General features: G+C 65.4%; 19 protein-coding genes. 5 read left to right on the forward strand and 14 right to left on the reverse strand.

Annotated elements, in window-relative coordinates:
* Positions 1–89 precede the first annotated feature (89 nt).
* Positions 90–527 (reverse strand): hypothetical protein, encoded by a 438-nt coding sequence (locus ACGFK1_RS22685; protein ID WP_393434451.1) that lies wholly within the window; start codon positions 525–527, stop codon positions 90–92.
* Between the two features lie 291 nt (positions 528–818).
* On the opposite strand from ACGFK1_RS22685, the gene ACGFK1_RS22690 reads away from it, so the two are divergent.
* Complete coding sequence (locus ACGFK1_RS22690; protein WP_393434454.1) at positions 819–2,834, forward strand: hypothetical protein; 2,016 nt, start codon at positions 819–821, stop codon at positions 2,832–2,834.
* Between the two features lie 97 nt (positions 2,835–2,931).
* Here the strand turns inward: ACGFK1_RS22690 and ACGFK1_RS22695 are convergent, their stop codons facing one another.
* Positions 2,932–4,260 carry an MFS transporter gene (locus ACGFK1_RS22695; protein ID WP_393434457.1) on the reverse strand — a complete coding sequence of 443 codons (1,329 nt, stop codon included), beginning with the start codon at positions 4,258–4,260 and terminating at the stop codon, positions 2,932–2,934.
* 212 nt (positions 4,261–4,472) lie between these two features.
* Here ACGFK1_RS22695 and ACGFK1_RS22700 point away from each other — a divergent pair, with 212 nt between their 5' ends.
* On the forward strand, positions 4,473–5,540 hold the full coding sequence (locus tag ACGFK1_RS22700; RefSeq protein ID WP_393434461.1) for a zinc-dependent alcohol dehydrogenase family protein: 1,068 nt from the start codon (positions 4,473–4,475) through the stop codon (positions 5,538–5,540).
* A gap of 112 nt (positions 5,541–5,652) precedes the next feature.
* On the opposite strand, the gene ACGFK1_RS22705 is transcribed toward ACGFK1_RS22700, so the two are convergent.
* A complete protein-coding gene (locus ACGFK1_RS22705; RefSeq protein ID WP_393434464.1) occupies positions 5,653–6,729 on the reverse strand; it encodes a coiled-coil domain-containing protein in 1,077 nt (358 codons plus the stop codon).
* Between the two features lie 702 nt (positions 6,730–7,431).
* Entirely contained in the window at positions 7,432–8,256 is an 825-nt protein-coding gene (locus tag ACGFK1_RS22710; RefSeq protein ID WP_393434467.1) for a MerR family transcriptional regulator, read from the reverse strand.
* Between the two features lie 140 nt (positions 8,257–8,396).
* Here ACGFK1_RS22710 and ACGFK1_RS22715 point away from each other — a divergent pair, with 140 nt between their 5' ends.
* A complete protein-coding gene (locus ACGFK1_RS22715; protein ID WP_393434470.1) occupies positions 8,397–8,735 on the forward strand; it encodes a nuclear transport factor 2 family protein in 339 nt (112 codons plus the stop codon).
* Positions 8,732–9,571, forward strand: a complete 840-nt coding sequence (locus tag ACGFK1_RS22720) for an SDR family NAD(P)-dependent oxidoreductase (RefSeq protein WP_393434473.1) — start codon at positions 8,732–8,734, stop codon at positions 9,569–9,571. The genes ACGFK1_RS22715 and ACGFK1_RS22720 overlap by 4 nt, the downstream gene beginning before the upstream one ends.
* A 450-nt stretch (positions 9,572–10,021) precedes the next feature.
* Here ACGFK1_RS22720 and ACGFK1_RS22725 read toward each other — a convergent pair whose 3' ends face one another.
* From ACGFK1_RS22725 to ACGFK1_RS22770, 10 genes are all read right to left on the reverse strand, one after another.
* Positions 10,022–10,561: a manganese efflux pump MntP family protein gene (locus tag ACGFK1_RS22725; protein WP_393434476.1), complete on the reverse strand. Its 540-nt coding sequence runs from the start codon at positions 10,559–10,561 to the stop codon at positions 10,022–10,024.
* On the reverse strand, positions 10,558–11,685 hold the full coding sequence (gene pqqE / locus ACGFK1_RS22730; protein ID WP_393434479.1) for a pyrroloquinoline quinone biosynthesis protein PqqE: 1,128 nt from the start codon (positions 11,683–11,685) through the stop codon (positions 10,558–10,560). The genes ACGFK1_RS22725 and pqqE overlap by 4 nt, the downstream gene beginning before the upstream one ends.
* A complete protein-coding gene (gene pqqD / locus ACGFK1_RS22735; RefSeq protein ID WP_393434482.1) occupies positions 11,678–11,968 on the reverse strand; it encodes a pyrroloquinoline quinone biosynthesis peptide chaperone PqqD in 291 nt (96 codons plus the stop codon). Before pqqD ends, pqqE begins: the two co-directional genes overlap by 8 nt.
* Positions 11,952–12,650: a pyrroloquinoline-quinone synthase PqqC gene (gene pqqC, locus ACGFK1_RS22740; protein ID WP_393434485.1), complete on the reverse strand. Its 699-nt coding sequence runs from the start codon at positions 12,648–12,650 to the stop codon at positions 11,952–11,954. The genes pqqD and pqqC overlap by 17 nt, the downstream gene beginning before the upstream one ends.
* A gap of 14 nt (positions 12,651–12,664) precedes the next feature.
* Positions 12,665–13,579: a pyrroloquinoline quinone biosynthesis protein PqqB gene (gene pqqB / locus ACGFK1_RS22745; RefSeq protein WP_393434488.1), complete on the reverse strand. Its 915-nt coding sequence runs from the start codon at positions 13,577–13,579 to the stop codon at positions 12,665–12,667.
* A 73-nt stretch (positions 13,580–13,652) separates the two neighbouring features.
* A complete protein-coding gene (pqqA, locus tag ACGFK1_RS22750) occupies positions 13,653–13,769 on the reverse strand; it encodes a pyrroloquinoline quinone precursor peptide PqqA (protein ID WP_393434490.1) in 117 nt (38 codons plus the stop codon).
* Positions 13,770–13,817: 48 nt separating this feature from the next.
* Positions 13,818–15,503 (reverse strand): PQQ-dependent dehydrogenase, methanol/ethanol family, encoded by a 1,686-nt coding sequence (locus tag ACGFK1_RS22755; RefSeq protein WP_393434493.1) that lies wholly within the window; start codon positions 15,501–15,503, stop codon positions 13,818–13,820.
* Between the two features lie 21 nt (positions 15,504–15,524).
* Positions 15,525–15,986: an MSMEG_3727 family PQQ-associated protein gene (locus ACGFK1_RS22760; protein ID WP_393434496.1), complete on the reverse strand. Its 462-nt coding sequence runs from the start codon at positions 15,984–15,986 to the stop codon at positions 15,525–15,527.
* 295 nt (positions 15,987–16,281) lie between these two features.
* A complete protein-coding gene (katG, locus tag ACGFK1_RS22765) occupies positions 16,282–18,507 on the reverse strand; it encodes a catalase/peroxidase HPI (RefSeq protein WP_393434499.1) in 2,226 nt (741 codons plus the stop codon).
* Positions 18,508–18,534: 27 nt separating this feature from the next.
* Entirely contained in the window at positions 18,535–19,929 is a 1,395-nt protein-coding gene (locus ACGFK1_RS22770) for a LytTR family transcriptional regulator DNA-binding domain-containing protein (RefSeq protein WP_393434502.1), read from the reverse strand.
* 580 nt (positions 19,930–20,509) lie between these two features.
* Between ACGFK1_RS22770 and ACGFK1_RS22775 the strand changes: the two genes are divergently transcribed.
* Positions 20,510–21,595: a dipeptidase gene (locus ACGFK1_RS22775; protein WP_393434505.1), complete on the forward strand. Its 1,086-nt coding sequence runs from the start codon at positions 20,510–20,512 to the stop codon at positions 21,593–21,595.
* Positions 21,596–21,982: the final 387 nt, after the last annotated feature.

Below are 21,982 nucleotides of genomic sequence, written 5' to 3' on the forward strand. Positions count from 1 at the left end.
CCCGCATCTCCCTAGCGCGGCTAATCAACTTGCTTGACGGTACGACACGAGCGCGGACACCACAACGCCGACCTCCACACCACCCTGCATCACGGTGTGATCCGCAGTTCGGCACCCGGATGGGAACTGAGAGTGACGACGACTGTGCCGCTGCCAGTGTCGAATGTGGTGTTGGCGTAGCCGATGAAACCGTAGTGCCCGTCGATCGTCGAGACCGCGGTGATGTCCTTGCTTCCCGAGGCGCCCGTGTCGAGGTTCGTCCAGGCCGCGGTCACGGTGAGCGCACAGGAACCGGCATAGCGGCCTGCGTCGTAATGGATCGCGACGCGGACACCGTTCTCGACGCGTTCGCCGAACTGCACTGGCGTCACCTGCGCCTCGGCGCTGACGCTGCCCGCACATGTCGGGGAGGCCACCACCGCAACCGGCGCCAGTTGGGCGAATGCTTCGGCGTGAGCCGCCGGTAGCCACGACCATGACGCACCGGCTGCTGCGGCGAACAAGCCGATGGCGGGCAGCGGGGTCATGGCTGGTTATCGACGGCAGCGGGCGCGGCGTTAGCGAACGACTGCGGCTAGCCATCGCGCTTCGCTGCGGAAAAGGGGCGGTGGCAGAAGCAGTTTGAGTTGTTTCCTATGTGTGTCTAGGTAAGCGCTGTGGCTTGACGATGAATCCGGCCAGGACGGTGGGTGGGCGGGATCGGGAATACGTAAATTTTAGTTGTGCTTAGTAGTTATGAAAGGCATGCGTGTTCTCCGGAGGCAGCAAGCACCTGAGCATCCGAAATCGCGCCATCGGTCGTCGTCGAGGAGGTCGCTTTGACGACTCTTAGTCCCCCACCCACTCGTGAAGAGCAACTGGAGTCGGTTCAGCCCGGGTCTCGGTGGCGCAGGTTGGTCCCCCGCTCACGCCGGAGCAAGACCGCCGTCGCCGGCGGATTGGCCGTGATACTCGTCGCGGGTGTCCTGGGAGCAACGTACGAGACCGCACCCGGCGGCACTTTGTGGGGCGCCGAGAAGACGATCTTTCCCGAGCACGCCCAAGACGTGGCCCTGGCCGCGGTTGTCAGCGACCTGAAGCAGGCACAGGACATCCTCGGGGCCGGGCAGCAGCCAACACCTGACCAATTGACCGATGCCCGCACGTGGCTCAATCAAGCCAAACAAGACTTGGATTACCTATCACCGTCACCAGAGCGGACCAGTCTGCAGAACCTCTATTTACAACTGACGCAACAACTTCTGCAGTACACGCCCGACTCGCTGCAGCAACTGCCTGCGCTGCCGGCGCCGCCTCCAGCACCGCAGTCCGCCGACCCGGGCAACCCGCCGGAGGTCGCGGATGCGGCGCCCTCCTGGGGCTATCCGATCACGGACGAGGCCGGCAGCGTGCCACCGCCGCCCGATGTTCCCGATGCCCCCGAGGCTGACTGGCCGCAACCGTACGGCCCTCCGCTGACACCGAATCTCGAAGACCTGGGTTACTACGACGCGTCATGGGGAGACCTCTACGGTTACGACCCCACCGATTGGTACAACTACGACCTCGGCGGCTACAACCAGTACGGCTTCGACTTCCTGGGCTTCGATCGCTGGGGTTACGACCGGTGGGGCTACGACCGGTGGGGCTACGACCGCTGGGGTTTCAACTGGGCCGGCTACAGCTGGGCAGGCTATGACCGCCATGGCTGGGACCGCGACGGCCGCAACGAATGGGGTCAGCGTCGCGACCATCCGGGTGATCCGCGCAATCAGGACTGGTACAACCGCCACCATCCATACGAGCAGTACTACCAGTGGAAGTTCCGCGACAACGATCCGGTGTATCGCCGCACGCAGTGGGATCGGACCCGCGGATTCAACCCGGATCTGTACCAAAATTGGAACAGGAACAGAGATTGGCACGATTCGCGTAAGCGTGATTGGGCACCGCTTGCTGGCGTCGACCCCCGCACGTCGCGACCGGTGGTGAATCTGAAGGCCTCGCTGACGCAGTTCATCTCCACCGACAAGGCGAGGAACTCCGCGCCACTGGTGAGCGACCTGTCGCACAAATCGGTCCGCGACTTCACTCGCGAACTCAGCCCACGAACCACGGTGTCCATCGGGTCGCAGCCGCCGTCGCTGCTTGGGAAGCGACCCGCCGTGCCCGCGATGAATCAGCTTGCGCCACCGGCATTGACGGCGCCCGTACCGACCGCGCCGCCATCGAAGGTGTCACCGGGTTTCAGTGCGCCAGAGCTTTCACCGGTGCCCGTTTACCAACCGCCAAAGGCCAACCAGCAGCGACGCACACCGGCTGATGTTGGGCCCGGACGGGCTCATGATCCGTCGGGACCCGAGTCGACCCGGCCGAAGACAGACTCGCCGCGCGGCGGCGCGGTGCCTCCGGATGATTCGGCGCCCCGACCAAACCCAGCGGTGGCTCCGCCTCGGGAGCACTCGGTGCCGCAGACCGACCCTGCTCCGCAGGCACCGCAACGGGGACCGCAAGACCGCCCCGCGGCACCTGCACAACAAGAGCCGCGGCAGCAGCCGAGCGCACCGGAGCCGCAGGTCCACGACGCTCCGGCGCCAGAGACCCACGCTCCGGCTCCCGAGGCGCCGGCCCGGCAGGCGCCGGTCCACGAAGCGCCTGCACCGCGGGTGCCGGAAGCCGCTCCACAGCGGCCTGCCCGACAGGCGCCGCCGGTGCGCGAGGCGCCCGCGCCACGTCAGGCTCCCGCGCCACGTCAGGCACCCGCACGTCAGGCACCTGCACCACGTCAGGCACCTGCACCACGTCAGGCACCTGCACCGCGGGCGCCCAAGTGCGCAATTCCGATGTGCCGATAGGTATTACGTCGGAAGGGCGCGCTCTTTCGCGCCCAAGCCGACGACCATGACCGTGGCGAGCCCATGTCGCCCACAGCGGTTGGCAGACGGGGGTCGTTCAGTCCGGGAGAATCTGGCCCTTGGTTTCGGGCGCCAATCCGACCAGACCGATTCCGAGCACGAAGACCACCGCCGTGAGGCAGATCGGGATGGCCAGCCCACCGGTGACGTGGATGCCGTAGCCGATGAGGAAGGTGCCGACGGCGGCGACCCACCGGGAGAGGGTGGTGGTGAAGGCGAACGCCGTCGCGCGCATGCGGGTGGGGTACTGCTCGGGCAGCCAGATGGTGAAGACCGCGAAGTTGGCGCCGGCAAGGCCGAGGGCTGGCAGGAACGCGAAGGTCACACCGATCGACTGCAGCGGATAGCCCACCCCGTAAGTGCCGATCGCACCGATGGCCAGCAGCACGAACAACGCCGCCAGTGTGCGGCGCCGCCCGAACCGGTCGGCCAGCGGCGGAACGAGGAAGCAACCCGCGATGGTGAACACCGCGACCGTCATCGCCGACAACCCGGCGAGGCGCACCGTGCCGTCGTGGTCGTACCCGGCGTATTCGGCCAGGGCGGTCATGGCTGTCGGAACATACGTCGAGCCGGCCCACAGCCCAATCACACACACCGAGAGCAGCAGCAGATTGCCTATGGTGCGGCCTCGGTAGGGCGGGCTCAGGACGTCGACGACGGGCTGCCAGAAGGACTGTCGGCGTACCTCGCCGGAGTGCTGCTGCCAGCGCTCCGGCTCGGGCGTGGCGCGGCGGATGAGGAACACCGCCAAGGCCGGGATGCCGCCGATGAGGAACATGCCGCGCCACCCGAGTTGCGGGCCGGCCACCAGGTAGAGCGCGGACACGGTGAGGACGCCGAAGTACGCGGCCGAGTGCATGGCGCCGCCGAATCGGGCGCGTACCCGCTCGGGCATGATCTCCGACAGCAGGGTGCCCGCCATGGCCCATTCACCGCCGATGCCGATGGCGGCGATGAACCGGAACGCGTTCCACTCCCAAACGTTGGTCGCTGCGCCGGCCAGCGCGGTGAAGACGCCATACAGCATGATCGAGGCCGTCATGGCCGGCATCCGGCCGAAACGGTCGGCGATGGGTCCCCAGATGGCGGAGCAGCCCCAGCCCAGCAGAAAGATTGCGGCGCTGACCTGGCCGTACCAGCCGATGTTGGCGGCGGTGGGCTCGATGCCGGCACGCGGCAGCAGCGCCACCATCGTGGGCGCCAGGACGAGCCCGAACACGGTCCAGTTGAAGCCGTCCATCGCCCAGCCACCGAAAGAACCCCAGAACGCCCTGCGCTGCGTCTTCGTCAACCGTGCCGGCTCGTCTGCGCGTGGGCGGGGGGATGCGTTCACCGAATGCGTCGGGTCCTGACTGATCGTCATTGCGGTTCCTCGATTCTGGTGTCGCAAGGGGCACCGCGTGGCTGGTGACCTAGTGGATCACTGGACAAGCCAGTGAAGCAGTGATCCAGGCGACCTGTCAATAAGTCCTGTGGTCGCCAACACCTACAACGCGACGAGCAAGATATTGAAGCGCTATTTCCCGCTGGAGACCGGTTGGCCGGGTCAGCGCGCTTGATCGGAAGATGGGCGCTATGCGCGCAATGGTGATGGACCGCATCGGTGAACCCCTCGAGATTCGGCAGGTGCCCGACCTCGTGCCGCCCGACGGCGGCGTAGTGGTGGACGTGTACGCCACTGGGTTGTGCCGCAGCGACTGGCACGCTTGGGCCGGCCACGACGACATCGCGCTTCCGCATGTGCCCGGACACGAACTGGCCGGCGTGGTATCCGCGGTGGGTCTCGGGGTGCAAAAGTGGGCGGTGGGCGACCGGGTGACGGTGCCGTTCGTGTGCGGCTGCGGAAGGTGCCAATGGTGTGAATCCGGGGACGCACAGGTGTGCCCCGACCAAGAGCAGCCTGGCTTCACGCACTGGGGGTCGTTCGCCGAGTACGTGGCCGTGCACGCTGCCGACACCAATCTGGTGGCCATTCCGGAGTCGGTGTCGTTTGAGGCCGCCGCGAGCCTGGGCTGTCGGTTTGCCACCGCATACCGTGCGCTGACCGCCCGCGCCCGCCTTGTCGCCGGCGAATGGGTGGCCGTGGTAGGCGCGGGTGGGGTGGGCCTCAGCTCCGTGATGATCGCCAAGGCGCTGGGCGCCAACGTCATTGCTGTCGACCGCAACACCGGTGCGCTGAACGCTGCGAAAGCCCTTGGGGCCGACCATATTCTGGTCGCCGAGGGCTCAGACGTGCCCGCCAGGGTGCACGAGATCACCGACGGCGGCAGCCACGTCGCAATCGACGCCGTCGGCCTCGAGCAAACGTGTGAGGACTCGATCCTCAGCCTGCGTCGCCGCGGCCGCCACGTCCAGGTGGGGCTGCTGCCCCCGGTCAGCGGGCATCCGCGGGTTCCGATGGCTCGCGCCATCGCGTGGGAGCTCGATCTCCTCGGCAGCCACGGCATGGCGGCGACCGACTATCCGGAGATGCTCGCCATGATCGAGAGCGGTGACCTGCGCCCCCAGGACCTGATCGAGCGCATTATCAGCTTGGAGGAGGCCGCCGCACTCCTGCCGATTTTCGACAACGCGTCGCCCGCGGGGATAACGCTCATCAACCCAAGGCCATCGCAGCGTACCAGCGAGGCAGAGCGATATTGACGCAGCGTTACCGCCTGCTGCCTTGAGAAGGCTTCGCTGCTGCAGGGGATTCCATTCGCGAACAGCCGTTTTCGCGAGCGCATCGTCGACGCGGTGATGGCCGATTCGCCGGTCAGCGCCGTGTCGTGGTGATATGCACGTGGTCAAAGTGGCCGTAGCCCGACGCCTGCGGACCGGCTGGCGTGTAATACGTGCCACGCCAGATCACGTCCTGTAGCCCGAATCGGCCCGCATTGGAGATCGCGAACGCGAGGATCTGGTCTCCGAGCGCGATGCCCTGGGGACTTTCCGGGTTGGGAATCATGATGTCGATCGCCAGGCCGCTCGGATGCCACGGCTTCGAGTCCGGCCGAACGCCGTCGATCTCGGCGATCTGGGGAAACCTCTGGCTGACGGCGCGGGCAGCCACGACGGTGTTGGGCTGTAGTCCGGCCTCAGACGCGACGCCGACGGGCAAGGCCTCCGGGATATCGGCAGCGGGAGGTTGACCGGGCATCGCGTTGAGTAGAGGATCGGCCGGAGCGGGTGCGGCTTGCGGCGGTGCCGCCGCGATATCGACCGCCGCCTGCTGAGCGGGTGTCAGTGTCGCGTACTGAGCTTCCGCGGCGGCGATCTGACGCAGCAGTTCTTTCAGTTTTGCCTGCAGGTCTGCGCGCACCGCGGCAGACCGTTCGGCTGCGGCGCGGGCGTCAGCAGCCGATGTCTCGGAGGCCCTGGCTGCGCTGACCGCTTGCTCGCGGGCTACTTGGAATGCCTTTAACTCATCGGCCGTCACAGCAGCGACCGCCCTGTGCAGGGACAGCTGGTCGATCAGCTGTTGCGGGGAGCCTGCGGACAGCAATGCCGCCCACTGACCGGTGCGCCCGCTCACGTATGTCATCGCCGCTACCCGGTCGGCCGTCGCTTGATGCGGGGCAAGCTCGGCGTTCGCGGCGTCGAGGGCTGCCAGGTCTGCGCGATGCCGGTCTTCGGCCGCGGTCTGGGCAGCGAGTTTCGCGTCGGCATCGCGTTGAGCAGTTGTGACGGCTTCACGACTCTGCAGCGCTTGACGGGACAACTCATTGAGCCCGGCCAGAGCGTCGGCCGCGGGATCCGCCTTCACGTCACCCGCTATCGACACCGCCAGCACCATGACCGCAGCCGCAAAGCCGCCCGCCGTTCGCCGAAGTGAGTGGCGCATCCGACTCATTCGGAGTGTCACAATCCTTTGTCGCAGGTGCTGATCTTGGTCTGGCTACATACGCCTCCGACAGGCTATGAACTGGCTTCGATGATGTCTAATCGTCGGTCACAGTGGGGAGCGGGAGTGCGCCTAGTGGTATGCCGGCCAACTCGCCGAGATGGTGCAGCCGAAGGAGGGCCACGGCGCCGTCAACCCGGAGAACGTGGTCGACATGTACCACGCCATCGTACGGTGTTTGGCCACACATCTGGGCGGCTGTGAGTGAAAACTGCTGTCGGTCAACAGAACCGATGCCGCTGCAGCAGATGGGACGTGTGTCCGGGCTGACCTACGTCTACTGACCACGGACGTTAGGGGGCCCGTGGCGTGGTGACACGACGAAGACCTCCGAGTGACGTGCGAGCTGTCGAGAAACGCACCAACTCACGTCGGAGGTCTTCGTGTCCCACCGTAATGCCCCTTCGTCCCCGACGAGCTCGAGGACGCGATCACCCGCGCCGTTGACAACGTCGAACGAGTGCTGAAGGAAGCGGGTCTTGGCCGGCGCTCTTGGCCCCGACAATGCCGCACGACTGTGGGACATCGGCGCTGCGTTGGTGGACTGAACGAGCGGCTCGGGTTATTCGCCACTCGGCGGTCGCCCGTACTACAGACCGGCTCATATGCGTCACAACACATTCCGCGGAATGAACTGGCGACGGGCTGCACTCATTCTGGTGGTGGGTTGGTGTTGAAAATCGGCCAGCAGATCTCGGTGGCGGTGAACCCTGTTGGTTCTGAGGATGTGCTGCCGAGGTAGTGCTCGCGGATTGGTCCCTGATGGCTGATCAGTTGTTCGTTGGCGTACTTACCCAGAGCCGCATAGCTGCGGTCGATGCCCTGGTGATCGCCAGCGTGGGTGAGCACCGCGTATTCAGCCTGAGGGAGGACCTCGGCGCGGACGCCCTCCGGGACGTCCGCGGATTGCGGCGCGGGAACGAACAGTGTTGCCTTGCCGCGTGATTCGAGGAAAAGTTCTCTGTCGTACAGGCCACCCGGTACGACCGCGGAATCTGCGCCTGCTGTTGCAAGTGCGTCGCGCAGTGTCCTCAGCGTCGCCACGAACCAGGTGTCAATCTCCTCGATGTCGATGGTGGCGGTGATGGACCACACGGCGAGCGCTGGTTCCTGTCGCAACTCCACGGAGGCGGGGGGGTGCACGGGGGCAAGCAGCTCACGCAACGCGCCTAGGGTGTCGCGCGTCTGCTGCAGCTGCAGCTCCATCTGTTCGAGATGTGTCGTGATGATCTCGGTGCGGGTCGCGGCGTCTTCTGCGCTCAGCAGCGCCTTGATATCGGGGATGGACATGCCGAGAGATCGGAACCGGCGAATGATGTGTGCGTGATCGACCTGGCTGGTGTCGTAGAAGCGGTAGCCGGTGTGCGAATCGATGTGGGCCGGTTCGAGAATGCCGATGTCGTGGTAGTGCCGGAGCGCCTTCCTGCTGAGGCTCGTCATCACTGAGAAGTCACCTATCGAGACCTGTGCACCCATGGCGTCCTCCTCTGCAATCCGCCGCCCCCGTCATCGGGTGAGACCATCGTGCAACTTCCCCCTAGGGCAAGGTCAACATTGCGGGGTAGTGCGACGGCCCGGCTTGACTCTCCCCTTACGGGAGACCGCACCGTTGCGTCATGACAACCAAATGGGATGAACTCCCGGACACCATAAACACCTTCATGACAGCGCTCGACGCCCGAGAGGACGACCGCGCGCTCGCCACGTTCACCACGGATGCCGTCGTGACCGACGAGGGCCGTGATCACAAGGGCATTGAGGAGATCGGGGCTTGGCTTGCCGCCTCGGTCAGCGAGTACACCTACACGACCGCGTTCACCGGCGCGACGAAGACCGACACGACCATCGACGTCGGTCAGCACCTGGAAGGCAACTTCCCGGGCGGCGTCGCCGACCTGCACTTCCGCTTCACCCTCGACGGCGCCCTGATCAGCCGGCTGGTGATCGAGCCATGACGCGGCGATGGTTCATCACCGGCGGCACGCCAGGTGGCTTCGGGGTCGCGTACGCCGAGGCAGCGCTCGAGACAGGGGACCACGTCGCGCTCACGTCCCGGCGTCCGGAGCAGTTGGCCAAGTGGGCGCAGCGGTACGGCGACCGCGTTCTCGTCGTGCCACTCGATGTCACCGACCCCGACCAGGTGCTGCGCGGGGTGCGGGCAGCCGAGGAGCACTTCGGCAGTATCGACGTGCTGGTAAACAACGCCGGCCGCGGGTGGTTCGGATCGATCGAGGGGATGGACGAGTCCTCTGTGCGGGCGATGTTCGAGCTGAACTTCTTTGCGGTGCTGTCGGTGACGCGCGCGGTGCTGCCGGGGATGCGTGCCCGCGGCAATGGATGGATCGTCAACGTGTCCTCGGTGGCCGGGTTGGTGTCGGCGACCGGATTCGGCTACTACAGCGCGACGAAGTTCGCCGTCGAAGCCATCACAGAGACGCTGCGCGATGAGGTTGCCGCGCAGGGCATTTCCGTGCTGGCGGTCGAGCCAGGAGCGTTCCGCACGAACGCCTACGCCGGTTTCGCGAACGAGCCGGTCGCGGAGCCGATTCCGGAGTACCACGACATGCTGGAGCAGGTCCGCGCGGCATTCGTGGACATGGACGGCGTGCAACCCGGCGATCCGCACCGCGGGGCCCGCGCGGTGATCGCGGCAATGGCCCAGGACCCGCCTCCGCGACGGCTAATCCTGGGCAACGGCGGCTACGACGCGGTGATCGACACACTAGAACACGCCCTGGCCGACATCCGGGCCAACGAGACCCTCTCTCGCAGCGCGGATTTCCCCGACTAGGGTGATGCTGGCGGTCGCGGGTCGGCACACGACGAAGGTTCGGCGAAGATGGGCGTTCGGGCGCTCAGCGCGCGGCGCACGTGAGTGCACGACGGCTACCGAGCGGCCCCGCCAGGCACCGCTGTTTGTGCAGGGCACGGTCGCCAACCAAGGTCGCTTCTATCACCGTTTCGACGCGCTCGTGCTCTTGAGCGCACCGACTGACCTGCCGGGTCCGCCCGAAGCGTAAGACGAATCGTGTTGGTCGCCTTCAGTATTGGTGCACCTCGCAGGCGCAGTACATGTTCCGGCACGTATAGCAGGCAGGCATCCCCCTGCAGCGAGGACAGACATCACAGTTGACCGGCGCAGCATGTCGGGCGGCATCCGCCGACGCATACGCCTCGCCGCAGTGGTAACACGACGGCCGCTCGGTGTCGCGGTCCTTCCGGGCGTCCGCCGCATCGGTCGTCACGCCCGGACCACCATCAGGACGGCCAGACCCATCATGACGAGGCCACCGAAAAGGTCCGTGCGGATCCGCACCTTGCTCGCCGCCAGTCTGCCCACTGTCAGCCCCACCGCCGACATGACCAAGGTGGCGCAACCGCACACCACGGCCACGCTCACCGGCGAGGCGCCCACCACACCGAGGCTGGCCCCCGCGAACAGGTTGTCGAGACTCAACGGCAGCGGCATCCCCAGAATCGCCAATGGATGGTCGAGCTCGCCTGCTTCCTCCGTGCGGATGGCGTGCACCAGCAGGTACAGCGCGTAGGCGCCAAGCGCGGCGGCGCCGACATACTCCGCCACGTCCCCGATGTATTCACCCACGACATTGCCCGCCCAAACGCCGATCAAGGGAGCCAGGGCATCACACGCGCTGAACACCAAGGCGGCCTGTACGATTCGACGCCACGGCGGCTTGGTCGTTCCCAGCCCGATGGATGACTGCAAGTTGTCCAAACTGAGCAAGAACGCGATCGGGATCAGCGCGAAAAGCGAATTCATGCTCCCACCCACGGCGTTGCCGGCGATCCCCTGCGGCCCGGATTCGGCCGCGGTATCGATACGCCGGCCGTACGCGCCAGGTCGTTGGCCTCAGCCACCGCGGCCGCGACGAGCCCGTGGTCCGGGGAGAGGTGGCAGACCGGGTCGGTGCGGGCAGCGTCGCCGGTGAGCGCGAAGGCCTGGCACCGGCAGCCGCCGAAATCGACGCTCTTGCGTTCACAGCTGCGGCACGGATCTGGCATCCAGTCTTGGCCGCGGAACCGCGTGAACAATGGCGACTCGGCCCAGATCCACTCGAGGGCGTGTTCGCGCACACTGGCTCGAGGCAATTGGTGGCCGCGGACCAGTTCCTGGGCCGCCGGGCACGGCAGCGCATCGCCGTTGGGCACCACGGTGAGTTGGCGGCGGGCCCAGCCATCCATACAGGGCTTGGGATACCGGCTGTAGTAGTCCGGGATGACGTAGATGATCTCCATCCGGTCACCGAGCCGCTCTTTGGTCGCCAGGACAACGGACTGCGAACGCTGCAACTGGTCTCTGCTCGGAAGCAACTCGGCCCGGTTGATCCCCGCCCAGCCGTAGTATTGCGTGTTAGCGAGCTCGATGCGGTCAGCACCCAGAGCCGCTGCCATGTCGAGGATTTCGCCGATCTTGTCGATGTTCATGCGATGGAGCACGACGTTGAGAGTGAGTGGCCAGCCCAACTTCTTCACCAGCCGCGCGGCCACCAGCTTGCGTTCGAACGATGCAGTGCCCGCGATGCGATCGGACATGGCCTTTTCGTCGGCCTGAATGCTGACCTGCACATGGTCGAGTCCCGCGTCGCGCAGTTGTTCGGCGCGACGGGTGGAGAAGCCGAGCCCACTGGTGATCAAATTCGTGTACAGGCCAAGCTGATTGGCCCATCCCACCAGCTCGACGATGTCGTGACGCTGCATCGGCTCTCCGCCGGACAGGTGCACCTGCAGCACGCCGAGTTCGGCGGCCTCGCTAAGAACTCGTTGCCATTCCTCGGTCGTCAACTCATCGCGATACTCATCGAGCGCAAGCGGATTGGAGCAGTAGGGGCAGTGCAGCGGGCAGGCGTAGGTGAGCTCGGCGAGCAAGGCAAAGGGTCTATCCATGATGTACCTCCAGGCCATGTTTGGCGACGAGATCAGCCAGGAACCGGCGGACTTCTCCGTTGATCCGCGCATCGGCGATTTGGGCATACCGACTCTGCAGTTCGGACTGGATCTCGGCGACGGTCCGCCGGCCGTCGCACAGTTCCACGATCGCGGCGCCGGTGTCGTTGACGACCCAGACCGTCTCCGGCGACAGCAGCGCGTATTGCCCACGCGCCTCGTCGTACCTCATCCGGACATGCGGCGCCAGGCGGGGCCGCGCGGAGTCATCGATGCGCGCCATAAGCCTGCTCGATGGCATCGAGCATGCTCCACAGCACGTCGCATTTGAAAGACAGCGCCGCGAGCGCCGCTGCCTGCGTCTCCTGCGTGGTGCAGTGCTTGCGCACCACCTCCAGACCGTGTTCGGAGTCTTTGGGCGCCTGGGTAATTCGAGACCGAAAATACGCAAGCTCGCGAGGGTCGATCCAGGTGTAGTGACGTTCGAATGCAGCGAGCCGGTCGGACATCAGGTCAGGCGCGAAGAGTTCGGTCAGTGAGGAGGCCACCGCCTCGACCCACGGCCGAGTTCGCGTGAATGTGACATAGGCATCGACGGCGAACCGCACACCAGGGAGCAGGTGTCGCTCGTCCTCGATCTCCTCGCGGGTCAGGCCGACGGCCTCGCCGAGACGCAGCCACGACTCGATCCCTCCGGATCCTTCGGTTGTGCCGTCGTGGTCGATGATGCGCTGGACCCACCGGCGGCGCACCTCCCTGTCGGGGCAGCTGCTGAGAATCGCGCCGTCCTTGCGGGGGATGTTCACCTGGTAGTAGAAGCGATTCGCCACCCAACCCCGAATCTCCTCCCGAGTCGATCCGCCATCGTTCATCCGCCGATGGAACGGATGCTGGTGGTGGTAATGCTTGGCGTGCGCACGCAGCGCTTCCTCGAATTGATCGGGCGCCAACGCAGAGGTGGTCATCGCTCGTGTGCTCCTCATATCTGTAACTCCAATCCGTCCGCGGCTACCTCCATGCCGTGCCGGTCGAGGATCCGCCGTTCTGGCGAATCCTCGAGCAGGATCGGGTTGGTGTTGTTGATGTGGATGTAGACCTTGCGGTCGATGGGCAGCGGCGCCAGCAGCTCCAAACTGCCGCCATGGCCGTCGATAGGCACATGTCCCATGCCGCGTGAGGTCTTGCTGGCCAGGCCGAGACGAGGCAACTCGTCATCCCGCCAGCAGGTTCCGTCGACGAGCAGACCCGAGCAATCGGCTAGTTCGTCGAGCAGGTCGGCGGTGAGCCGCTGCACGCACGGCAGGTAGACCAGGCTGCGGCCACTGCCGGTGTCGGTGATGCGGTAGCCAACGACTCGGCCGTGGGCTGCGGCGTGTTTCGATGGGCTGGGAAACCGCATCTGCTTGTCGGTGGGGACGTCGAACGCCCGGTACGTCAACCCATTTGACCCGTTACCGAGCGGAACCTCGGCGCCGGGCAGCACCGGTTGCCATTTGACCGGGCAGTATGCCTCGAGCGTCTTCAGTATCCCGGAGCCGGTGGTCAACGTCTCGTGCACCGATTCGGTCGCGTGCACCTCAAGACCGCTGCCCTCCCGCATCAGCAACAGGCCCAGAGTGTGGTCGATCTCGGCGTCGGTGAGCAGCACGCACTGCAGCCGCACCACTCGACCTTCGTCGGGATGCAGGTCGCCGAAGGACTCGATCTGTGACTGGATGTCCGGTGAGGCGTTGAACAGGAACCAGTGCTTCCGGTCAGCGCTGACGGCGATCGACGACTGGGAGCGTGGGACAGCGGGCCCCGAGCCGGAACGCACTGCGCGACAAGGGGGGCAGGTGCAGTTCCACTGCGGGAACCCCCCGCCGGCTGCTGATCCCAGTACACGCACCCACACGACCGATCAGTCCTCCTGGCGGATCGTGGCCGGGGCGCCGGGCCAGTACCGCCCGGCACCCCGCCGTGATCGATTAGTTGCCGCCGTCCCAGATGGCCGCGTAGGCGGTCACCTCGGCGGACACCCGGATCTGAGTGACGGTGGGTGATTCCCACTTCTGCAATGCGTTGTCAGCGACCTGACGTTCCATGGTGTTTCCTCTTTCTGTTGGATTTCTCGGGCGGTATGGCGAACGGCATCAGTCCGGAAGGGCGAAGGCGATCAGCGCGCTGCCGTGGCCAGCACCGAGCATTCCTGGGAGGATGCCTTCGAGCCAGCCACCCCAGCCGACGGGCACGACGACGTATTGCTTGCCGTCGACGCTGTAGGTCGAGCAGCTGCCGTGATGACCACTGCCGCAGTTGAATTCCCACAGCTTCTCGCCGGTGTTGGCGTCGAGAGCGGCGAACTCACCGGTCGGCGTGCCTGCGAACACCAGGTCGCCCGCGGTGGCGAGCACCGAAGCGGCCATCGGGTAGTCGAGGCGCCAGCGCCACTTCTCCTCACCGTGAGAATCGAAGGCGCTGACCGAGCCGGCCATGTCATCGATGTCCACCTGAACGGCGGCGCCCCAGTACGGAATGCCCTCCTTGAACTCACGGCGACGACGGGTGGCGGTGGCGCCGACGTCGGCGACGGGCACGTAGAACATATCCGTCTTCGGGCTGTAGGCCGCGTGCGTCCACTCCTTCGCACCGGCCGGGCCGGGATAGAAGTGGACCGGCTCACCCTCCTTGTCCGGGTACTTGCGCGGAGTCACCTTGCCGTCTCGGGTGATGACCCCCCAGTCGATCCGGTCCACGAACGGAGTCACGTGCTGCAACTCGCCGTTGGTGCGGTCCAGCACAAAGAAGTACCCGTTCTTGTCGAAATGTCCCAGCAGCTTCTTGCCGTCCCGCTCGAACAGGATCATTTCCATTGTGGAGTCGTAGTCCCACAAGTCATGTGGCGTGAATTGGTAGTGCCACTTGATCTCGCCGGTGTCGACGTCGAGCGCCACGACACAGTCGGTGTAGAGGTTGTCGCCCTCACGCACGGCGCCGTCGAAGTCCGGGGCCGGGTTCCCTGTCCCCGCGTAGTACAGGTTCGTGTCGGGATCGAACGCCCCGGTGACCCAGTGATTCGCGCCGCCGCGCTGCCAGGCCTCGCCGTCGGCCGGCCAAGTCTCGGAGCCCGGTTCGCCCGGCTTTGGCACGGTGTAGGTGCGCCACAGATGCTCACCGGTCTTCTGGTCCCAGCAGTCGATATGGCCACGCACGCCGAACTCACCGCCGGAGCTACCGGTGATGACGGTGTTCTTGACTGCCAGCGGAGCGATTGTTGCGCTCTCGCCCGCACGCACATCACCGATCGTCTTCTCCCACACAGTCTTTCCATTGGTGGCGTCCAGCGCGACCAGGTGGGCATTCGGTGTCACGAAGTAGACGTTGCCGTTCGCCACCGCGCACCCGCGGTTGACGTTGCCGCAGCAGAGTGAGACATCGAACGGAGTTGCGTGCTTGTAGCGCCAGAGTTGCTGGCCATTCGTCGCGTCGAGCGCCCAGACCCAACCGTCCCAGCCGGTGACGTACATGACGCCGTCCACGACCAGCGGGCACGCCTCGAACGCGTAGGTCGTGGCACCCGCCATCTGTCCGGACGCGCCGGCCTGGAACATCCAGGCCGGGCCGATGCGCTTGACGTTCTCCGTGTTGATCTGGTCCAGCAGGCTGTACCGCTGGCCGTCATAGGCGCCGTAGTAGGTGAGCCAGTTGTGCGACTCCGAACGCGCGTTGAGAAGTCGCTCATAGTTGACGTCTGTCGCCACCGCGGGTGCGGTTCCGGGGATGGGGCTCAGCGCTGACTGATCGATCGCCTCGCCTGCGTCCACGTATTCGACGGTCATCTTCATTCCTTCCTATGGACTCTATGGACGGGGCTGATCGGGACGGTCGAGACGGGCCTCTGGCGGCACCTCGCCGAGAACGACGATGGCGGCGGTCAATCCCCGTCCTTCGTCGTTGCCGCCCGGGGAGCTGTACCAGTAGTAACCGGGGCCGTCGAGGTTCAGTTTGGCCCTGCCCTTCGAGTGGTTCAGCAGCCAGAGGAACTTCCTGTCACCATTGCTCGGAAACAAAGCCGCGTGCGTGTTCTTGTCGTCGTTGATGACCGTCAGTTCGATGTCACCGCCGTGCGGCATGATCAAAATGGCGGGATCCCAGCAGAGTTCGTCCTCCCTGATCCGGATCGTTGCCTCCATCGTGCCGTCGGCCCGCTCGGTGGCTTGCGCTATGGAGCCAGTACCAAGAACGCGGCCAAGGGCCGCGTGGTTCTGTTTATCCAAGCCGAGCTCACGCATTACGTCGGGTCGTTCCTTAGCCGTCGTCATTGGATCTAACCTCCTTCTCAGAGACATCTCCCAGTTGATGCGCGAAAGCCATTCAACGGCGTATTCGGTTGGCCTTGTTCGCTTTCACGTTCGGGAACGTTGGTGTGAACTAACTGTTCAGGTCACTCGCTGGTTCTGATATGTTGCGAAATCCCCGATATCACAGAGCAATTCGCTGGCCCGGACGTCTGGTTCGAGCCTGCGAGAACTTTATGCCGGTTGAACTCGTGCGTACAGGCATGACCGCCGGACCGTCACACTGTGCCGCTCACACGCCGAAAGGCGCCGTTCGTACTCAGGCCTGACCGAACATGTCGAGGTTCATCACCTTGTCCCACGCTGACGCGAAATCGCGGACGAACTTCTCCGGGGCGTCCTGACTTGCGTAGACCTCCGAGATTGCCCGTAGTTCGGAGTCGGCGCCGAAAGCAAGATCGACGCGACTGGCAGTCCATTTGACCTCGCCGGTGCGCCGGTCGCGGCCTTCGTATGTCGCCGTCGTGGCGTCGTCGGTCGCGGGTACCCATTCGGTTCGCGAATCGAGGAGGTTGACGAAGAAGGCGTTGGTCAGCGAGCCCGGTGTTGCGGTGAGCACGCCCAACGGGGATTGCCGGTAATTGGCGCCGATCACGCGTAGACCGCCCAGCAGCACTGTCATCTCTTTCGCGGTGAGGGTCAATTGGCTCGCGCGGTCGATGAGCAGGTGTTCGGGCGCCACCCGTGTGCCTTCGCCGACGTAGTTGCGGAAGGCGTCCGCAGTTGGCTCCAGCGAAGCGAACCATTCGACGTCGGTCCACTCCTGCGTTGCGTCCGTACGTCCAGGCCGGAATGAAATCTCGATGACGTGGCCGGCCCTGGCGGCCGCCTGTTCGATCGCGGCGCACCCACCGAGCACGATCAGATCGGCCAGCGAGACCAACTTGGCGCCGCGCTGAGAGTCGTTGAAGCGCTTCTGGATTCCCTCCATCGTCGATAGCGCGGACACGAGCGTCTCTGGCTCGTTGACCGGCCAGCTCCGCTGCGGTTCCAGACGGATGCGCGCCCCGTTGGCCCCACCGCGCTTGTCGCTGTTGCGGAACGTCGACGCCGACGCCCATGCCGTGCAGACGAGCTGCGATACCGAAAGACCCGAGTCGAGGAGCGCGGCCTTGAGCTCACCGATGTCGTCGGCATCGACGAGTTCGTGGTCGATTTCTGGCACCGGGTCCTGCCAGATCAGTCGTTCGGTGGGGACCAGCGGCCCCAGGTAGCGCTGGATCGGGCCCATGTCGATGTGCGTGAGCTTGAACCAGGCCCGTGCGAATGCGTCCGCCAGCTGGTCTGGATTGCTCAGGAAGCGCCGCGCGATGGCCTCGTAAATCGGGTCCTCTTGTAACGCAAGGTCCGTGGTGAGCATCGTCGGGGCGTGACTCTTGGATGGCTCGTGGGCGTCCGGAACGGTGCCGGCCCCGGCACCATCGCTTGGCACCCACTGCCAGAGCCCGGCGGGGCTGAGCGCGACCTCCCATTCGTAGGCGAACAGCGTCTCGAGGTAACTGTTGTCCCACGTTGTCGGGGTCGGCGTCCAGATCCCCTCGAGCCCGCTGGTGATGGTGTCGGCAGCGTTGCCGGTACCGAACCGGTTTTCCCACCCCAGGCCTTGTGCCTCCAGCGGCGCGCCTTCGGGTTCTGGACCCAGCCACCTACCGGGGTCGGCAACGCCGTGGGACTTGCCAAACGTGTGCCCGCCCGCGATGAGTGCGACGGTCTCCTCGTCGTTGAATCCCATCCGGCCGAAGGTCTGACGGATGTCGCGCGCAGCGGCCCTCGGGTCGGGCGACGTGGCCGGACCCTGAGGATTGACGTAGATGAGCCCCATCTCGGCGGCGGCCAGGGGTTCGTCCAAGGTTCGGACGCCACGGTGTCGTTCGTCTGCGCACCAGGTGTCTTCCGGGCCCCAGTACGTCTCGTCGGCCTCCCACACGTCCACCCGGCCACCGGCGAATCCGAACGTCGTGAAGCCCATCGATTCCAGCGCGCGGTTGCCCGCGAAGACCATCAGGTCCGACCAGGAGATCTTGCGCCCGTACTTCTGTTTCACCGGCCACAGGAGCCGGCGTGCCTTGTCCAGGTTCCGGTTGTCCGGCCAGCTGTTCAACGGCGCGAAACGCTGCATGCCCGCGCCGGCGCCCCCTCGGCCGTCGCCAACGCGGTACGTGCCTGCACAGTGCCAGGCCATGCGCAGGACGAGTGGTCCGTAATGGCCGAAGTCAGCCGGCCACCAATCCTGCGTGGTGGTCAGGACGTTGTCTACGTCGCGGGCCAGTTGGTCGAGGTCGAGAGAGGAGAACTCCTTGGCGTAGTCGAAGTCCTCGCCCCACGGATCTGCGGCGCGGCCAGGCTGAGCAAGGATCCTGAGATTGAGCCGGTCGGGCCACCAATCGGGTTGGTCGCCGCCCACCGCCGGTTTCTTGCGCCGCCTCAGCACGCCGACGGTCTGGTCATATGTCCTGTCGACGTAAGTGTCGGGGTTCCCCGGCATGGCACTCCTTCCGGCCGCTCCCGAACCTCATACGCCCAGCACACGGCGTACCGAGCGAGCGTTCCGGCGTGACACCGGCACAATCGTGTTCGCCTTGTCATCCATGACCAGCACCAACTCGCCACGATCCCGACGTTCGACCTCACGAACACGGCTCAGGTTCACCACGTAGCGACGGTGCACCCGCAAAAACCCGGCCGTGGTCAGTTCGTCCTCCAGCTTGTCGAGGCCGGTCGACGCCGCCCTTAACCTGCCCTGATCCGTGAGCAGCCACACCTCGTTGCCGTCCGCCTCGGCCAACGTGACCTCTGGCAATCGCAGCAGCACCATCCGGCTCTCCCGTAGGCCGATCACCCGGCGGGGTTGTCCCTGGAACGGCGCCGCTGATTCCGTCTCCGGCAACGCCTCTCCGTCGGAGACGCCGAAGGAGATCAGATGGCCGATCAAGTTGCCGTATTGGAAAACCGGACGAATTCTGATCGGCGACGGCTCGTCAGCGAGGTGTGTGAAGATCTGCGTCGATCCGACCCAAGCCGGGTTGTGGCTCGCCTGCTTGCTGGCATACCGCGCGGCGTCGACGAACGCGGGCAGCCTGGGATTCCAGCGCACCGTCGGGTTGACTGCCGGGGCGTTGCCAGGCACACCGAGGAGCACGCTCGCGGTGTCGTCGGCGACCACTACCTTGCCCGAGGTGTCGACAGCGGCGAGTGGCTCGATGGACCGCACCCGGGCGTCGTTGTACGCGGCGACCAGTTGAGTGCCGCCATCGCGGGCGCGTGTGCGCAGAACGCTCTGGGCGTGGTCGGCGACGTTGGACAGCCACACCCGCGCGGACGGTGGCAGCTCACTGCGGAAACACGAGATGTTCACGACCGCGATCGGCTCTTTGCTCACCACGTCGCGCACCGCGACGGCCATGCAGGTCCAGCCGTGAAAGGCCTGGCACCAATGTTCTTCACGCCGGACCACCACGAGGTGGTGTGTTCCAAGCGCGGTCCCCATGCCGTTGGTGCCCACCGCGCTCTCCGACCAGCAGAACCACGGCGCGAGGCTGGCCCCTGCGGCAATGGAACAGGTTTCCTTGTCGCCCCACTCGGCCAACACCCTGCCGGCGGCGTCGGCGACTGTCACGATGCCGCCGAAGTTGGCCACTTCGTGAGCCACGGCGGCGGCGCGGAAGCCCAGGTCCACAAAGATGGCGTCGTGTTCGAGCGGATGGGCAACCTCCGCGGACGCCATCGGCGCTTCGGTCAGATACGGGTCGACACGGTACTGGTCGCGACATCGATGCCAGGAGATCGCCACTTCCGGCCGAACCCCGCGGATGTCGTCATTGCCCTCCACGAACCGTTCCCACGCGCCGTACACCGCGGCGGCGCTCCCGTGGCGGGGTACCGACTCGAGTCGCTGGCTACCTGACATTGAAGACCGCCTTTGGTCGGCTCGATGCGATGAACGACACCCCGGCGTCTGAGCGAGCACCCGGTGTGTGACCCCGTTCACCACTAGCCACAATCAATGATAGTTCTCACATATTTACACGGCTTCAAACGTTTTCGCGATGTGGCCGCGGGGAGGGAGAGGCTCGGGTGATCCGATGCACACGGCAAATCGGTTCGGCCAGTGCGTGGTCTGTTTGCGCGGACTCAAGTGGGCAACCAGGATTCGGCGGCGGTGATGACGGTGTCGCTCCCGCGCTCCACCAGACGCGTGCAATCGGCCGACTTCCGAACGAGCAATCTCGTGCGATGGCCGGAAAAGATCGATCATGCGTTATTCCTGTCTGATGCAAGGGGTTTGGCGAAGGTTGACGACGCGGCACTATGGGGGTTGGTTAGTCCGTCTGGGTGCCGACGCACCGACCCCGCCGCGCCGGCGGAGGATCCGATCGTGCCCGCAACCGTGGTTCGCTGCGGCGAAGGTGCGCTGTCGTGGGGCTCGCGTTGACAATTCTTGCGCTGCGAGGCAATGCGATCCAGCCAAGACGATTGGAGGAGACTCGATGGTGATGTTGATCGACGGTCACAACGATCTTGCGTGGGCGATGCGCCAGCAATACGGCGCCAACCTGGACGCCGTCGACCTGACCACGGTGGTGCCGGATCTGCACACCGACCTGAAGCGGCTGGCGGCAGGCCGCGTAGCCGGGCAATTCTGGTCGGTGTACGTGTCCCCGGAGCTTTACGTCGGCCCCGCGGCGGTGTCCGCCACGCTGGAGCAGATCGACTTCGTTCGACGCCTCGTGGCCCGGTATCCCAACCGGCTGGTGCTGGCGACGTGTGCCGACGACGTCGAGTCCTCCGGCGGCCGGATCGCATCACTGCTGGGCATGGAGGGTGGTCACTGCATTGACGGATCACTGGCGGTCCTGCGCATGATGCACGCGTTGGGCGTGCGGTACCTGACGCTGACCCACAACAAGAACGTGTCCTGGGCCGACTCTGCGACCGATGTCCCGACGCTCCGCGGGTTGTCGGCCTTTGGTGAGGACGTCGTTCGCGAGATGAACCGCCTCGGCATGCTCGTCGATCTCTCGCATGTGTCCGCCGACGTGATGCGGCACGCGTTGCGTGTGACCGTCGCGCCGGTGATCTTCAGCCACTCCTCCGCCCGTGCAGTCTGCGACCACCCCCGCAACGTGCCCGACGATGTGTTGGCGGCATTGGCGGAGAACGACGGTGTCTGCATGGTGACTTTCCTGCCCGCCTTCATCTCACCGTCGGTGGCCCGGTGGCACGCGGATGCGAAGGCCGAAGCCCGACGCCGCGGGATCGCGAAGAGCGATCCGGCGTACGACGAACTGATGGCAAGGCTGGCCGAGCAGTCACCGCCGCCGGTTGCCACCTTGGCCCAGGTCGTGGCGCACATCGAGCACGTGCGTGAAGTCGCAGGCATCGACCACGTCGGCATCGGGGGTGACTACATGGGGAGAGAGGCGATGCCCGAGGGCCTTGAGGACGTGTCGGGGTATCCGCGGCTTCTCGACGCCCTGGCCGACCGTGGGTGGTCCGATGCCGACCTGGCCAAGCTCGCCGGCGAAAACATCCTGCGGGTGCTCAGAGCAGCAGAGGCCGTCGCCGGCGGCTGAGTCGGGACGGACCTCTCGCGTGCTCGTTTGTCGAGTTTCGAATTCCTTGTGCACCTGGGCAAGTGCTGAACAGCGACACGTTCTCGTTGCACTCATGTATCGAAGGTCCCCGGCTTGGAACAATTTGGTGTGCATGGTTGTCGTTGGTGTAGTGGCTGACGTCTGAGGCGGCGAACACCTTCACGCTCACAATTTCCTTCACAAGCGCCATGAAAAGTTCGTAGCGGCAGCATGATTCGAACCTCTGCCACCCAGCGGCGTTGAGTTCGCGCCGATGGCGCGGCTGCCGGTAGCCAACTCGTTCGCGAGCCGCAGATTGCGTGGGACGCTGCGCCCGTCCATCCGAGCCGGCTTATCAAAGGCGGGTTCGGGACCCGTAACCGTCAC

The sequence above is a fragment of the Mycobacterium sp. NPDC048908 genome (genome assembly GCF_043197955.1).
GTDB lineage: Bacteria > Actinomycetota > Actinomycetes > Mycobacteriales > Mycobacteriaceae > Mycobacterium.